The 15538-nt window shown below is 41.5% G+C and carries 13 protein-coding genes and 2 pseudogenes; 7 read left to right on the top strand and 8 right to left on the bottom strand.

What is annotated here, in order from left to right:
- Positions 1-361 precede the first annotated feature (361 nt).
- Positions 362-1627 (bottom strand): MFS transporter, encoded by a 1266-nt coding sequence (locus VK70_RS24500; protein ID WP_025697254.1) that lies wholly within the window; start codon positions 1625-1627, stop codon positions 362-364.
- Positions 1628-1793: 166 nt separating this feature from the next.
- Positions 1794-2165, bottom strand: coding sequence for a MerR family transcriptional regulator (locus tag VK70_RS24495; RefSeq protein WP_025697256.1), 372 nt, complete (start codon positions 2163-2165; stop codon positions 1794-1796).
- Positions 2166-2249: 84 nt separating this feature from the next.
- On the opposite strand from VK70_RS24495, the gene VK70_RS24490 reads away from it, so the two are divergent.
- The gene (locus VK70_RS24490; protein WP_025697257.1) at positions 2250-3413 is read left to right on the top strand and encodes an MFS transporter; all 1164 of its coding nucleotides are present in this window, start codon (positions 2250-2252) and stop codon (positions 3411-3413) included.
- A 200-nt stretch (positions 3414-3613) separates the two neighbouring features.
- Here the strand turns inward: VK70_RS24490 and VK70_RS24485 are convergent, their stop codons facing one another.
- The gene (locus VK70_RS24485) at positions 3614-4408 is read right to left on the bottom strand and encodes an N-acyl homoserine lactonase family protein (RefSeq protein ID WP_025697259.1); all 795 of its coding nucleotides are present in this window, start codon (positions 4406-4408) and stop codon (positions 3614-3616) included.
- A gap of 216 nt (positions 4409-4624) precedes the next feature.
- Between VK70_RS24485 and VK70_RS24480 the strand changes: the two genes are divergently transcribed.
- On the top strand, positions 4625-5812 hold the full coding sequence (locus VK70_RS24480; RefSeq protein WP_025697261.1) for an MFS transporter: 1188 nt from the start codon (positions 4625-4627) through the stop codon (positions 5810-5812).
- Positions 5813-5902: 90 nt separating this feature from the next.
- Complete coding sequence (locus tag VK70_RS24475) at positions 5903-6364, top strand: SRPBCC family protein (protein ID WP_025697262.1); 462 nt, start codon at positions 5903-5905, stop codon at positions 6362-6364.
- A 199-nt stretch (positions 6365-6563) separates the two neighbouring features.
- Here VK70_RS24475 and VK70_RS29140 read toward each other — a convergent pair.
- The 4 genes and pseudogenes from VK70_RS29140 to VK70_RS29125 all read right to left on the bottom strand — a co-directional run.
- Positions 6564-7280, bottom strand: a pseudogene (locus VK70_RS29140) (RNA-guided endonuclease TnpB family protein); the annotation flags it as partial.
- A gap of 289 nt (positions 7281-7569) precedes the next feature.
- A complete protein-coding gene (locus tag VK70_RS29135) occupies positions 7570-7890 on the bottom strand; it encodes a group II intron maturase-specific domain-containing protein (protein ID WP_233277733.1) in 321 nt (106 codons plus the stop codon).
- Complete coding sequence (locus VK70_RS29130) at positions 7863-8396, bottom strand: reverse transcriptase domain-containing protein (protein ID WP_233277862.1); 534 nt, start codon at positions 8394-8396, stop codon at positions 7863-7865. Before VK70_RS29130 ends, VK70_RS29135 begins: the two co-directional genes overlap by 28 nt.
- Entirely contained in the window at positions 8306-8860 is a 555-nt protein-coding gene (locus tag VK70_RS29125; RefSeq protein ID WP_052756036.1) for a reverse transcriptase family protein, read from the bottom strand. The genes VK70_RS29130 and VK70_RS29125 overlap by 91 nt, the downstream gene beginning before the upstream one ends.
- 1076 nt (positions 8861-9936) lie before the next feature.
- Between VK70_RS29125 and VK70_RS24455 the strand changes: the two genes are divergently transcribed.
- Complete coding sequence (locus VK70_RS24455; protein ID WP_046723886.1) at positions 9937-10965, top strand: LacI family DNA-binding transcriptional regulator; 1029 nt, start codon at positions 9937-9939, stop codon at positions 10963-10965.
- Positions 10966-11107: 142 nt separating this feature from the next.
- On the opposite strand, the pseudogene VK70_RS29120 reads toward VK70_RS24455, so the two are convergent.
- Positions 11108-11864: pseudogene (locus VK70_RS29120) on the bottom strand (hypothetical protein); the annotation flags it as partial.
- A gap of 731 nt (positions 11865-12595) precedes the next feature.
- On the opposite strand from VK70_RS29120, the gene VK70_RS28460 reads away from it, so the two are divergent.
- The 3 genes from VK70_RS28460 to VK70_RS24440 all read left to right on the top strand — a co-directional run bounded on the left by VK70_RS28460 (position 12596) and on the right by VK70_RS24440 (position 15538).
- Positions 12596-12754 (top strand): hypothetical protein, encoded by a 159-nt coding sequence (locus VK70_RS28460; RefSeq protein WP_155986990.1) that lies wholly within the window; start codon positions 12596-12598, stop codon positions 12752-12754.
- Positions 12755-12957: 203 nt separating this feature from the next.
- Positions 12958-14310 carry an ABC transporter substrate-binding protein gene (locus VK70_RS24445; protein WP_025700747.1) on the top strand — a complete coding sequence of 451 codons (1353 nt, stop codon included), beginning with the start codon at positions 12958-12960 and terminating at the stop codon, positions 14308-14310.
- Positions 14311-14437: 127 nt separating this feature from the next.
- On the top strand, positions 14438-15538 hold the full coding sequence (locus tag VK70_RS24440; RefSeq protein ID WP_025700749.1) for a carbohydrate ABC transporter permease: 1101 nt from the start codon (positions 14438-14440) through the stop codon (positions 15536-15538).

Here is a 15538-nt window from a genome sequence, read left to right as displayed (position 1 = left end):
CTTTTGAAAGTGTTTTCTTAATGGCCATGAACAGAGGATATCACCATAAGAAAACGCTAACAATACGTTTGGAGGAAGTTAGGAAAGCGCTTATCAAACCGGGAAAAGTATCAGATGCATGGGAAAATTCCCGCAGTCCTCTATACGGGCAGTGCAAATAGAAAACCCCTGATCCATCAGTATTTCTGACGAATCAGGGGCATGTAGTGTCTTAAACATGTACAATTGGTTTTCTCCATGATCAAAATTGCATCGGTATGGCCGAACATCGCGCGCGGGGGCCGAACCCGTTCCCTGAAGAATGTGAACTTGCACGGTGATTACATCATGTCGCGCTGAAAAAACAGTCTCGGCAGCTTCTTTACTGTCCAATTTGTTTAGTACCTTTTTTAACTCTCATAATTAAAGATACATAGGACTCTTGCCTAAACAGATGGTGTTTTAAAATTAGACCATTCACCAAAAAGAGGAGACCGGCAAAAAAAATAACCCCTTTTATGTGAATAATTCCACTTAAATATCCTCCAATTAAGGGACCAATTAAGTTTCCTAGAAATAAGGCGCTATGATAATAACCGAATGTTAAACTCTCCATTTTTTCAGGTGCATGTTTTCGTATTAAACTTATTACTGATGGAAGAAGGCCACCTATAAAGATCCCCATTAAAAACCTTGCGAAAAGAAATAACCATATAGAAGAAACCAATGCTTGAGAAGCATAGCAAATAAAATTCCCTAACAAGGAAATTAATAAAATAATTTCAGGACCTACTTGATCTGTTTTTCTTCCTAAAATGGGAGAAAAAATCATAATAGAGAACCCTGAGATAGAAACCGATATGCCCACCATAGTTGTTAAAAAGTGATTATTATTCCACATACTTTCTACATAGGTAGCTAAAAATGGGGAAGTACTCATCGTTGAAAACTGAATAAGAAATCCAACCATAAACAAAATTCCAATTATAGGCTTTTTTATAATTTCCTGAAGTTCAGAGAAAAAGTTAACACGTCTATTTCTAGATTTCGAAAATTTCAAGTTATTCGGTTTAGGCTTATTAAGTTCTGTTAAAAAGAATAAGATAAGGGCCCCGGAAATCAGCAACATAGCGCTAGACACATAAAGGATATTATAAAATCCTATCCACTGCCCCAAAATCCCACCTAATAAAGGTCCAAAAATATTTCCGGCGTATGCACCGGACTGGACTCCACCGAGTGCATAGCCTATTTTCTCTTTAGGAGTATTCATTGTAATAAATGGAGAACATGCAGGAATAAATCCTCCAAAAATCCCTAAGATAAATCGTAGAACCAATAAATGCCAAGCCATTGTGCTATTGGTCATTAAGAACGTGGCAATTGACATCCCGATAGCTGAACGGATAAGAATGGTTTTTCTACTCGTTCGATCTGCAATTTTCCCCCATATCGGCTGAAAAAGAAAAGCTGATAAAAAGGTAGCACCAAAAATCATTCCAGTCCAAAGCTGAATATCGGTTTGAGCGTGAACACCTAAATCATTTTTAAGATAGACTGGAATAAAAGGTATAATTAGGCTAAATGCAGACATGACTAGAAATTGTGCAATGCTTAAAATATACATATTTCTTTTCCAAACTTCCAACTATACACCCTACTTTCACTGATTTAATAATCGATGCAGATACCCTCCCATCCTCATTTTTAACAAGCAAATTTGGTAGGGATGTTAATCTTTTGTCTCCACATGAAACACTATATCAGTTAGAGTGCACTATAAAGCAAGTGTAAGTTAATATTAAGTTGCATTACTAAGCTTTTTCCTCCAGTTTCTTATAATAGTCAATTTTTTCATTAATCTTGGTTAAATTGTTCTTTAGTTGCTTAATTTGATTAAGAACATTCTCTTGATGAGCTTCTAATAATTCTCGTCTTTCAGTCACAGTAGCATCACCTTGGCGCCTGAGTTCTGCAAATTTTTTCATATCCCTTATAGGCATTTCTGTATTACGCAACCTAATGAGAAAATCAATCCATAAAATATCGGTCTCTGAGTATTTGCGGTATCCATTTTCATCCCTTTCAATCCCACTTAATAGACCAATATTTTCATAATAGCGTAGAGTATAGGAACTAAGACCGGTGACTGAGGATATATCCTGAATAAGTAATGATTTTTTCATATCATGATTATAACACGCTTGCTTTATAGTGCGCTCTAAGGAGTATGCTTAATCTAAATTCGTAGTTTTTAGGAGGAACTTTCAATGAATATAGGGATTTTTGTTTTAGCACTTGCAACATTTGTTGCTGGCACAGTGGAATTGGTGATCGCTGGAATATTAGGCATGATTGCCGAAGATTTACACGTTTCTGTAGGAACAGTGGGTCAGTTAGTTTCCATTTTTTCATTGGTTTTTGCCTTTGGGGCTCCAATACTTATTACCTTAACTTCTAGAATAGAAAGACGTAAATTACTGCTCATAGCTATGTTAACTTTTCTAGGAGGCAATATTTTATCTATATTTAGTCTGAATTATACAACCTTATTAGTTGCCAGAATGATTCTTGCGGCCAGTTGCTCGATCGTAGTTGTTGTTTCCGTAACGATGGCTGCTAAAACAGTTGCAGTTGAATTAAGGGGACGAGCTATCGGATTAATCTTTATGGGTTTAAGTGCATCATTAGTGTTAGGTGTACCATTAGGTACAATGATTGGTGAAAATTTTGGTTGGAGGATGACATTTGTATTAGTTTCAGTCCTTAGTATTGTTTCTATGCTAGGAATTATTAAGTTTTTACCTAAGATTCCGCCGCAACCAGCCGTTCCTTTACTTAAACAGATCGCTACATTAAAAAGTAAAAAAATCGCATCAATTCAGCTCATATCAGTTTTGGAGTTAACTGGTCACTTCACAGTTTATACTTATTTCACGCCTTCTCTTCAAAAAACAATGGGACTATCAACAAATATGATTAGTATAGTCTTACTAATTTTTGGTGCAGCAGGTATAACAGGTGGATGGATTGGTGGATGGGCATCCGATAAATTTGGAGGAGAAAGAACAATATTCACATTTCTTATCGTATTTGCAGCTTCTTTGTTCTTATTACCTTATTCAACAGGATCAATGATAAGTTTATTTATTGTTATCGTCCTATATGGTGCGATGGTTTGGGCACTTAGTCCAGCAGTGCAAAATTATCTAGCCAAGTCTGTTCCGGATTCCTCAGATATCCAACTAGGTTTAAATACTTCATTTTTACATCTTGGGGTAGCTATAGGTTCTGGTTTTGGTGGTTTACTGGTTGACCATTATCCCGTAACTACCAACACTTGGGTGGCTGGTATTATGGTTGTTTTAGCCCTTATTTCCGCTATTTATTCGGTAACGACAAACCGTAATGCACCTCGATTCAGGGGGTTATGACTTTGCTGACGGCATACCTCCCGTTTGAAGCTATTGTCATCACTCAATGGACAACGATGAGCAACGTCCGTTTATAGAGTTTCCTTTGCATCTCCGCGGATTGGAACAACTGCAACGAAACGCAAAAAGAGGGGTGGCCTGCCCCTCTTCAATGCTTACTAAAAAAGCTTGTGTATAAGAGCAAAGAACGGATCGTTCATTTAAAAGGAACCCGGCCGAACAGACGGATCGTGATTCGCAATAGCGGCTACACAATCCGTTCTTTGCGCAAACTGTTGAACCCATTGTAATGATTTTAAAGCATCTTGTTCGTCAACTGTATTGCCAGGCAAAATAAGATCTTTCCATGATCTTTCAGCATAGCCGGCATCGGACACGAGTAATAACCACCCGTTTTCTACACGTGCAAGAACCGATACATGTCCGGCGGTATGTCCTGGTGTAAATACGAGATAAATGAGTCCATCTCCAAACAAATCTTTTCCTAGCTTGTAGGGTCCGAAAGGAATGGGTTCAAGTTCAAAAGCTTCGAACGAAATTCCTTTATACCATTTTTCTTTATAGCCCGCCACATTCTTCCACTCGGGTTCGCTGACAAGAAATCTCTTAGCCCCGCTTAAAAGTTGAAGCCCGCTGATATGATCTTCATCCAGATGTGTCATAACAACAGCTTCCAGATCTTGAGGAGATATGTTTTTTGAAGCAAGCTGCTCTCTTACCGAACATCCCTCAGGAAGTCTGTACTCAATAAACTGATACAAATCTTCGCCAAAATGTTCTTTGGGCTGAGTACGAATATCTTCATGCCATCCAGCATCGACGACAATTCGTCCGTTCGGGTGTTCAATTAAGTAACTAGATACGGGTACTAATTCTTGATACTCTTCACCTCTTTGATTAACGGGCGGAATCACATCAAGTTCCTTAAAAGCTAATGCCCGATCGTATTTTAGATCTCCGGTATGCATCACATGTACTTTAACAAACTTCTCCATACATCTCTCCTCCAGCTATAGAGTTGTATTTTTGAGCTGATAAGAGCATTATGCAGGATTGTATAGGCCGAGGGAAGGAGGCACTTTTTTGTTCACTGGGCACCTTAAGGTTTCCATATTACATAAAAGTGCCTTCTATTCGAGGAGGACGAAATTATACATAATTCTTTTATAGTAGCTGCCGCCAGCAAATTTATATGCACTGGAGAGATGATTTTGAAAGACCGCAAAGAATTCTACGATTTTTTCGGGATTGTGCTCACGCTGGGAACGGGATCTATCTTAGTAGTTTCGTTGTTGTATGTCACCATTCCCTTGATGCCTTTATTGGGAAGTGAATTTCATACGAGTCCCGGTCAAACCGTATGGGCAGGAAGCGCTTATGGTTTTGCATATGCTGTTGGGAATCTCATCATCGGCATCTTTTCAGACCGTTTTCACAGAAAAACGATTTTAGGAATCGGTCTTGTTGCCTTGGCACTTAGCACTTTAGCAGTCGGTTTGAGTCCAACTTTGGCATGGTTGATTGTATTGCGGATCATACAAGGATTAATCGCCGCATCTTTTCCAACAGTCGCGCTTGCCTATATCGGGGATGTGCTTTCCTCCCGTTATCGTCCTATAGCCATTTCGATCTTAAGCAGCAGTTTTCTTTTGTCCGGAATTTTGGGTCAACTTTATGCACAAGCAATCGGAAGCTGGCTAGGTTGGAGCGGCGTATTCGAAATTTTAGCTATTAGTTATCTAGTAATCGCATACTTCATCTATCGACTTCCTGCAGGCGGGCTTAGTCATGCTGAATTATCGCTTTCTCATGTGATTGGACGAACGATAAAACTCGTCACCGTCCCTTCTCTTTTAGTGTCTTTTGCCGTCTCAGCGACAGTATTATTCAGCTTTGTGACGATGTACTCAGGATTAGGCACTTATGTTTCGGAGCGATTCCACCTTCATGAACAGGGGTTAATGTGGATTCGTATTGGAGGTATACCCGGTATTGTGATGTCACTGTTTGCCGGGCCATTATTGAAACGTTTCGAAGCAAAACGGGTTTTTATCGCCGGTTTGGCGACTGCTGGAATTGGCTTAGGAGTTGAAGCCTTATCCGGATCACTAATTCCATTGGTTATTGCGAGTATTATCTTTGTTACAGGTATTTCAATAGCAAATCCGAGTATAATTGTTCTAATTGGGCACCTGGGAGGAGAATCTCGAGGGAGCGCTCTTGCCATAAATGCATTTTCCGCATTCGTTGGAGCTAGTCTTGGCCAGCTGCTGGCCGAGTATTCAAAATCATTTGCAGTCTTGTGTTTGATATTAATTATGATATTATTCCTTTCGGCGATAACCACTTGGTTATGTATCCCTACTTTGCGCTCCAGATCTGTTCTTGACAATAGATGACATATCATCTATTCTAGCATATAGATGATATGTCATCTAATCACATATTTTCAGAAGAAGAGCTTGTCACTAGCAAAGGAGGAATTAACTATGGATATTTCATTTAGCAATGAGTTAATCATTGACTGTACTGTGGCACGGGTTTATGAATTTTTAAGAAATGTGGAGAACTTTTCATCTTGGAATTATGCTGTCATGACCGTAGAGCCAACGGGAGATCGTAAAGATACCTATAGATTGACAAGAGATTTAGTCCACTCGCAAGAAATAGAGACCATTACGGTTATTGAAGCTCGGACAGACCAATTCCTCCATTTGCAAGCAGCCGGCGGCAGATTTGATTACGAATCTAAATATGAGCTTAAAGCATTTGAAAATAAAACCATACTTGCCAATCATGTCATCATGAAGCCTTCCGGTGTCAGCGGTGTTCTGCTTAAGCTGCTAAAAGGGAATATACAACGTGAAGTTAACAATAACCTGTCCGTATTAAAAACTATGATGGAAGAGAACGGAAGCACTAATATTAATGCAAAGGAACTTCTCTTATGAAAAAAAGAACCTTGGGAACATTAGGGCCAACTTCTGGCAACCAAATTTGGAGTCGTCAGAAAACCGGGAAGCTATGAGAGAACATTGAACACTCCCCTCCCTACGCTGAAGGTTAGAGGAAGGAAATTCTTGGGTAGTCCCTTCTACCGAAGAGAAGTTGACCAAGCGAACCCTACCGTTCCGGCAGTTTATGTAAGATCTACACCTGTAGCAGTCTTTTGCCTTCGGCCAGGATGTTAAGGCTGGCATTCAAGTCCCGGTTATGATCCGTTCCACACGCCGGGCATGTCCATTCGCGAACGTTCAAATTCTTGACCTCTTGGTTCCGGTATCCACAGCAAGAACATAATTGAGAGGATGCAAAGGTACGGCCTACGGTGACCAATACTCGACCATACCATGTACATTTATATTCCAGCATCTTACGAAACAAGGACCAGGAGGCTTCGCTAATCGCTTTAGACAGCTTCCGGTTTGTGAGCATGTTGCGTACAGATAAGTCTTCGATCGCAATCAAGTCGTGGTTTTTGACAATGTGCGTAGAAACTTTATCTAGATAGTCTTTCCTTCGTTGCTGATGTCTTCATGTATTCGAGCTACTTTGATTCGTTGTTTCTTCCAGTTCGAGCCGCCCTTCATTCGTTGTGAAAGCTTGCGCTGGGCTTTAGCGAGTTTATTCTCCAAAGTACGAAAGAATTTGGCTTTTCCCTTGGATTTGGGTGGTGTAGGATTGTACCGGATTCTTCTTGCTTTTAAAACAGGGGGCATTGTTTAATTTTCTGAAAAATTGTTCATATGCATCGGCAAGATGTTTAAGCGCCGACTGCAAAGCGGTGCTGTCTACTTCGCTCAGCCACATCAATTCTTGTTTGAGTCCAGTCAATTGGGCTGAACATACTCTATAGGTCAAACCTTTCCTGCAGAGGAAGGGGTCTTCTCTACTATTTCTGATAAATACAATCGCATTAACAAGAGCAAAGAATGCCATCGCCATTTCAATCGAAACGGCACTTGCGATAAAACTTACGATGGGTACATCGATTACCATTCAGTAGGCGTGACCCCTAATATTTTTCTATGATTCCTCCCAACGCGTATCATCTAGAGTAAAGGGCTGAAGAAATTTTCAGCCCCTCCTCATCAAACCGTACATGAGGTTTTCCCTCATACGGCTTTCCGATGTTCGTCATTCATGGGCATGCAGATCACAAGAGCGCTTTAAGTCCCATCGTTTGAGCTAAGATGTTCACTTCTCGTACTAAACTCATCCACCTGTTGCGCTGGCGTTTCTTGGCATGCCACCGGGCAAGTCGCTGGAGAATGTACCAATCCAGTTTCGCAAGCTTCTGCTGGCTGTAAGGCGTGTAGTAGTAGTTGCGCCACCCCTGTATCTTCGGATTTAGCCATGCCACATGATCGTTAAGCGACTTATGACGCATGGTCGGCGGAGCCAACCGCTCCTTTACTACTTCCCGTATGCGTTCTTCCGCTTCCCGGGTTAGCCACTGCTGGGTCGTATAGTACACCTTCCCTTGCGAGGTCTCTGCCTTTGTCTTCGGTGGTGCAGCCCCAGGAAGTCGAATCCTTCCTCGCCAGTCCATAGTCCGACAACCCGTGTCTTCGCCCTGTGCAAGGTCAGGTCCAGTCGCTCCATGATCGCTTGAATGAGAGCGTACGCACGGTCCGCTTCCTTCTTCGTCTTGCACACTACGACCAGGTCGTCCGCATACCGGGTAAGCTCTCCAATCCCGCTGCCGTGACGCTCCCACAGGTTGTCGAAGTAATTCAGGTAGATATTCGCTAGAAGCGGCGAAATGACTCCGCCTTGCGGTGTTCCAAGGTCTGAGCGCCGGACGCTTCCTTCTTCCAGAACCCCAGCCTTCAGCCACTTCCTCACCAGTTTTAGTACACGTCTGTCGCTGATTCGCATTTCTACCAGCTTCATGAGCTTCTCCTGATTGATGTTGTCAAAGTAGCCTTGGATGTCGACGTCGACCACCCAATTACCTTTCCGGTTACAGGCTTTCCGAATGCGTTCGAGCGCCTGCTTGGCGCTCCGCTTCGGTCGAAATCCAAAGAGGAGTCTTGAAAATCCGCTTCAAAGATGGGTTCCATGACCAGCTTCACTGCCATTTGTATGACCCGATCCCGGACAGTGGGGATGCCAAGCGGCCTCATTTTGCCATCCTTCTTCGGGATGTACTGCCGCCGCACTGGCTGAGGATGATACTTGCCGTCTTTCAAAAGCTGCTCACATTCGTGCAGGAATAGCTGCTCGCCGTACATTTCAATGTCCGCCAGCGTCTCTCCGTCCACGCCTGCCGCTCCCTTGTTGACCCGTACTCTCCGCCATGCTTCCCGCAAGATGTCCATCCGGTATACCTTGTCATACAGCGCGTGAAATCTGCGTTTCTTGTTTTCCTTGGCCGCATGACCTAGTTTCATTTGGAGTTGTTGAACGTTTTCTTTTGGTGTCGTTAGCCCTCTGGCATTCACTGACTCGTACCTCCTTGTGAAACCTGAACAAAGCAGGGCGCCTTCCCTCCCGCAGGTTGTGTTGTCCTGCGATTCTTCGGTACTATGAGCCCCTCGGACTCCCTTCCTGCAGACCACTCACTTCACCTGTTGAGCTTATAGAGCGTCTCTTTACGGTGTTTCAAAAAAAAAACTCCGTGCAGGGGAGGGTATCCCCAGTTCACTGCATCCTCTTTCAGACCATGCCGCTCCCCATACGCCGGAGGATTCTTCGCTGTCGCTCCAAGTTCTAGACAGCTTCCGTGGCCTTCGTCCAATGATCCGAGACTCGGCTTCCTCTTGTCCCTCTTGCGAGGCCTTTTTGACGACGCGGCAGGATTCACTTTATGTTACGGCCTGGTATGTTGCTCGCCTTGTCTCTGACAAGTACTTTCGTCGATACGCTTCTACGCACAGATTTCGCCATACGCAGGTATCCTAGCTACACGGGGGCTTGGTCCCTCCCGTGACCGGACTTTCACCGGCTAGAAGATGCGTACTTATCTGGGCACGCGACCATAAAAAAACCTTGATTCATCGAAGTTTCTAATGAATTCAAGGTCTATATGCATAAAAATGGATATCAATACATTTCTCGAAAAATATGAAATTTTTTTATCATTGTGCGTAATGTTTATAAATGAGACTACAATCGCATTTAATTGGACATTTTTATAATTAAAACTAATATTTTCTATGTTATCATTTGATATTTTTCTCATAAATTATATCTATAAATGAGACTTTTCATTTGACAAGTGAATCCATTTATTGAATTACATTTTTGGATTTTTTTAAAAGTAACTCTTAGCAACTTATTAAAGTTAACCAAAATATCAAATTTTTCGTATTTAAACAAATGCCTAACCTTAATCACCGCTATCTAGGCTTTCGCTACTGATTATTATCTTCTTGTCTTCCAATCACTTAATCCGATTACAATGCAGCGGGTATAGTGCTCCAGCAGCAATAAGATGTATTGGCTTTGTTTGTTAAAAAACAAAAAACAAGGTAAAATAAATACATACATATAAGTTAACCGGTTAATCGGAGGTTCTATGAAACTAAAAACGACGATTCGTGATGTAGCCGAGTACGCGAGTGTCTCTACGGCAACTGTGTCGTACGTACTCAATGATGTAAACAAAGTTTCCCAACAGACGAAAGAAAAAGTACTAGAAGCCATTAAACATCTAGATTACCATCCTGATTTTACAGCCATCAGTTTATCAAAAAGAAAATCAAATATGATTGGTGTTATGATTCCCTTTGTCAATCATTCACTTCCTCCTATTTTTAAACAGGACCATTACTACACAGAAATAATTAGCGGGATGGAGTATATCTCCAGTGCTCAAAACTACGACCTGCTTATTTCAGGGGTAAGAGACTCCGAGGATTGCAAAAGTTGGGTGGCTAAGCGAAATTTAGACGGGCTTATTATTTCGGGACCTTTGCCTGATTCATTGATAAAAGAGTTGAATACCTTTAATATACCAATTGTTTTAATCGATAATTATGGGGATTTCGAAAAAAATTATCAAATCATGATCGATGATGAGCTTGGCGGCTATCTTGGAACAAAGCATTTACTTAACAACGGACATACTCACATTAGCTTTGTAAGGATTAATTTACCATCAACCGATCTAATCGATCAACAACGCTACCGTGGATTCAAAAGGGCATTAAACGAGGCTCATATTTCGATCAATCCGGATTTAGTATTTGATGCTAATGGTAATTCTTTTGAAATTGGGTATAAAATCGGAATGAAAATTCTCGACCTCAAAGAAAAAACAACAGCCATTTTTGCGTCTTCCGACATTCTGGCTGTTGGGATTATACAAGCATTTCGAGAAAATGGAAAAGAAGTTCCTAAAGATTATTCTATCGTTGGATTTGACGATCTTGAGATTATCCAGTATATTTCACCAAAGTTAACTACAATTAGACAAGATGTATTCAACAAAGGAGTCGTTTTAGTTCAAACGATTATTGATGCAATTGAACAAAATGGATCTCATCCTGTAAAGCTTACTCTTCCTATTGAGTTAATTGTGAGAGAGTCAACACGATCGATTTAAACAAGAAGATTGTTTCCCCACACATGAGCAATATGCGAAGGCAGAACGAGCAGCCTTCGCATTGACCTCACTCCGTATGATTGCTGGTAATCGATTACGGTTTAAAACTCTTGCACAACACCCATCCTTGACTTGTATCGCATTAGGAATAATTGCTTGAAACTAATTCCTTAGACCTTTTCCGGTGCGCGACGCTGGATTCATATGCCGCTTCTATGACCGCTTGACGTACTTTCTCTACCACGTTCTGATTAATCACTCTCGGAATGATGTAATGTTCGTTAAGCTCTTCCTCCTCGACAACGGAGGAAATCACATTAGCGGCTGCAAGCTTTATTTTGCTCCGTGCTCCGGGAAGCATGGTAATCCAGCACGCCACGGAAAATACCCAGAAAACAGCAAAACATTGTTGTATTCGGTAATCCGAGCGTCCCGTAGCCATGACACGAACGGAGGGTTCGGCTTCTTCTGGGGTAACCTCCGGGTCGGGTTAGCCATGGCAAAGATAATCGAATCTCGCGCCATCTTCTGATATCTTCTACACCAAGCACCTTGGGACCGGACACACCGATAAAACCATCGGCTCTTGGAATGATTTCGGATAGTCTCCCTCTCTCCGCATTTGGATTCGTATGGTCGGCGTACCAAGCCCATGCAGAGTTTGGAATAGAAGTTTCCCTGTGCTCCAGGTTGATCCCGCAAAATGTTAGCGCCAGTGCTTTTACAATTTGTATGATTACCCCTGCATTTTGCATAGCAAGACAAATTGGAAAGGCATCTACTCAGCCATCTGTTTAAACAGCATCGCTTTCTCTTCCATTACCGGCAAAGCCGCTTCCGGTCCAAATGTTGCCAAGTCCCGATCCGTCGGAAACAACCGTAATCCTATTACGTTTGATCCCGATAAATTCACGACTTTCACGCCGTCAAACTTTCCAAGTAATTGCAACATATACTCCATTTGAAACGGGTCGCTTACATTAACCGTTATGTCGCGTATCATTACAATTTTGTCCGATTAGCACGCGACGATTGGCCTTTCGGCCATGGCCGTTTGTAGTTTTCACCTCAAAACGAGATACGAAATATTCACAGAGAAGGCACTTTACTAGCATATCTTCGATGAAATGGGTAAACACTCCTACCTCGCATTGTCATGAGGTGTACCTGAAATTTGTAAAAAACTTGAAACTCATAATGGCGACTCATAGAATTTCTATAGGATTTTACGTGGAGATTATCTTCTGGATCATTCCCATTGATAGTCCCGTTCCTCCTCCATGATGAAGGACGTTAAAAACGAAAGGACGAAACCCCTGCGACTTTGCGAACATTCAAAATATTAAATATACCACTCCATGTATTGTTTATGTAATATTCAACAGAGTTCAATCACTTTTTTTCTATTTTAGTGTCTTATATACAAAACACTGCTCCTTTTTAGACTTTTCTAAGATCATTGATGTTATATTTTATCACATTCAATCTTGACAGTATTCTTTATGCAATGATATTATTCACTTTAAAGATAAGGTTAACCGGATAACCAATAAAAAAATACCCGTTAACTATTAAAAAATCTTGTTTGACAAAACGATTTTCGCCCAAACTATCGAAAGGAGTCAAAACAATGAAACTGACAGACCGTGTGTACCCGCCGAATGGCATGTATGATGTTATGGCCAGAAACGGGCAGGACATCCTGGCAGGCACATTCACAGTCAAGGAATTATCTGTAAATATGAAAAAAGAATATGCACATTTTTTCGGACAGCAGCAAAATAAATAATGCGAAGAAGGGTAGTGGATGGCCTGTAAAAGCGAGTTTATTAAGAATTATCCAGATCTTTTGAAATGTTAAAAACATATAAAGTATCACCAAAAAGTTCCTCTAATTTCCAAATGGGTAAACATACGCTTCAAAGGAAATCGAACAGACTTCATAATTTATCGCAAATTTATGTTTTTATTATCAAGTGAAGGAATGATCTTATGAAATGGGTAAATAAATTGCTTACTGTAGGGACAGTTGCTTCAATGATTATGTTATCCGCTTGCGGTGCACAGAATGAAACGGCTAAGAGTAATGAAAAGGAAAGCGGCAGCGCTGGGAATACATCGTCCGAAGTTAGCTCTTATCTTGAAAAAGCCTACACAGGCGCCTACAAAGGTACGACTGTGCACATGTTAGGAACATTTGTTGATGCCGAGCAGGCAAAGTTTGAAGAAGCGATCAAGCCCTTCGAAGAAAAGACCGGCATTGATTTTGTTTATGAAGGCTCGACAGATGGAAATGTGCTTCCTCTAAGAATAAATGGAGGCAATGCTCCAGATATCGCCGATTTTAATTCACCAGGCACATTGGCTACATTTGCAAAGGAAGGAAAAATAGTCGATGTAAGATCTTTTCTAAGTAAAGAATATTTAGAAAAGCAGTACAATAAAAACTGGCTTGACATGGCTACTATGCCTGGTCCAAACGGTGATATCATGGCTGGGGTTTGGAATATAAGTTATTTGAAGAGTATGGTTTGGTATAACAAAAAAGAGTTTGATGCAGCTGGGTATACTGTCCCTAAAACTTGGGAAGAAATGCTACAGCTTTCAGAACAAATCTCACAAGACGGTGATGCTCCTTGGAGCATAGGGATCGAATCCGGCGGGGCGACAGGCTGGGCAGCTACCGATTGGCTCGAAGATATTATGCTTAGAACAACCTCGAAGGAGAATTACGATAAATGGGTATCGGGTGAGATTCCGTTTACGGATCCCATTGTCAAAAACGCTATGAAAAAAATGTCCGAAATTATGTTCAACAACGATTATGTTTATGGCGGAACAAAATCGATTGCTACAACCAGTGTCTTTGATGCACTTCTACCATTATTTGAAAATCCACCTAAAGCTTGGCTCCACCGTCAGTCTTCCTCTTTCAAGACCTTCTTTCCGGAAGGTGCAGATGCGGACTGGTTCCCTTTCCCGGCCATTGATCTACAATACGGTGATCCGGCACTAATATCCGCAGACATATATGCCATGCTTAATGACCGTCCGGAAGTAAGAGCCGCAATGGAGTTCTTTACGAAAGCCGAATCCCTTAAACCTTTTATCCAATCGGGAGCGTTCACGCCACCCATGAACGACGCCGACCCAAGCTGGTATCAAAGCGAACTAGATATAAGAGCGGCGGAATATATAAAGAATGCAAAGGTTATCGGTTTCGACGCTAGTGACATGATGCCAAGCTCTGAGAGTGCTTCATTTATGAGAGGAATGGCCGACTATATTGCAGGGATTGTAGATTTGAATCAGGCGTTAGAGGAAATGCAGCAAGGCAGGAAGTAAATCGCTCTTACAAATATGAACGAGCTTCATGAATTCCTCAGAGAATGCAGAGAGTTTGGGTTAATGCGAACCCAGCTCTCTGCTTTGAAATTGATTGGAACGCAGAAAAATAGTGAGGTGGGTTCATTTGGAAAAAGCAATTCTGCTTGAAGGAAAGCAAGTTCCTTCGAAAAGGTTCGGTCGGATTTCACTTCTTCTGTTGTCACTTGGGATTATCAGTGGTAACGTGATTTTTCATTGGCTTATTTTTCGATTTATTAAAGAATCTTCACTCCCCATTCTAGTAAATTCACTTATTGCCATTGCCTGGGGTAGTCTTGGGATTTACTCCATTTATTATTCGTTCAATTGGTTGGCAGAGCGGTTTCCGGAAAAATGGAGAGAAAAGGTTTTGCCTCTTGTCTTTATTGGCCCGGCTGTCATATTTCTCGCGTGGCTCCAAGTCATCCCGACAATTCGTACGCTTTATTTGAGTTTGATAGACGATAAGACTAATAAATTTATTGGTCTGGGCAATTACGTGGCTATATTTAATGACCGTACGCTAACGGTGGCAATTTACAATAATGTGCTATGGGTCGTTGTAGGGACGGTTATATCCGTCTCGCTAGGATTATTAATCGCAGTCCTTACTGACCGGAGCAAATTTGAACGAATCGCAAAATCTATCATTTTTTTACCGATGGCCATATCATTCGTCGCAACTGGGGTCATATGGAAATTCGTGTTTTATTATCAAACCGGGGATAGTCAAATCGGCATGCTGAACGCCATTTTGGTCGCATTTGGTGGTGAACCCCAAGCATGGCTAAGCCTGCAGCCATGGAACAACCTGCTCTTGATCGCAATTTTCATATGGAGTTCGACCGGCTTTGGTATGGTGATCTTCTCTGCTGCTATCAAGGCAGTACCGGACGAATTATTAGAGGCAGCCCGTATGGATGGCGCTGGTGAAACACGGATTTTTTTCACAGTAATTATTCCGAATATTTCCGAAACCATTTTATATGTGACCACAACTACAGTAGTTACAACCATGAAGATTTTCGACATTATTTTTGTAATGACGGGTGGACAATATAATACGGATGTAGTAGCGACCCAGTTTTATCGAAACTTTATTGACCGTCCCGGATACGCTTCGGCGTTGGCCACCTTATTATTGGTTGCTGTCCTGCCCATTTTTTATATCAATATCCGACAATTAAAAAAGCAAGGGGGGCACTAA

Origin of the sequence: Paenibacillus durus ATCC 35681 (assembly GCF_000993825.1) — a bacterium.
Taxonomy (GTDB): domain Bacteria; phylum Bacillota; class Bacilli; order Paenibacillales; family Paenibacillaceae; genus Paenibacillus_AQ; species Paenibacillus_AQ durus_B.
This window is presented reverse-complemented; position numbering and strand designations above follow the sequence as displayed.

What these genes read in the sequence shown, in the direction of transcription:
- VK70_RS24455 (WP_046723886.1), top strand. Translation starts at nt 9,937, where the DNA reads ATGAAACTAAAAACGACGATTCGTGATGTAGCCGAGTACGCGAGTGTC.
- VK70_RS24445 (WP_025700747.1), top strand. Translation starts at nt 12,958, where the DNA reads ATGAAATGGGTAAATAAATTGCTTACTGTAGGGACAGTTGCTTCAATG.
- VK70_RS24475 (WP_025697262.1), top strand. Translation starts at nt 5,903, where the DNA reads ATGGATATTTCATTTAGCAATGAGTTAATCATTGACTGTACTGTGGCA.
- VK70_RS24490 (WP_025697257.1), top strand. Translation starts at nt 2,250, where the DNA reads ATGAATATAGGGATTTTTGTTTTAGCACTTGCAACATTTGTTGCTGGC.
- VK70_RS28460 (WP_155986990.1), top strand. Translation starts at nt 12,596, where the DNA reads ATGAAACTGACAGACCGTGTGTACCCGCCGAATGGCATGTATGATGTT.
- VK70_RS24485 (WP_025697259.1), bottom strand. Translation starts at nt 4,408, where the DNA reads ATGGAGAAGTTTGTTAAAGTACATGTGATGCATACCGGAGATCTAAAA.
- VK70_RS24495 (WP_025697256.1), bottom strand. Translation starts at nt 2,165, where the DNA reads ATGAAAAAATCATTACTTATTCAGGATATATCCTCAGTCACCGGTCTT.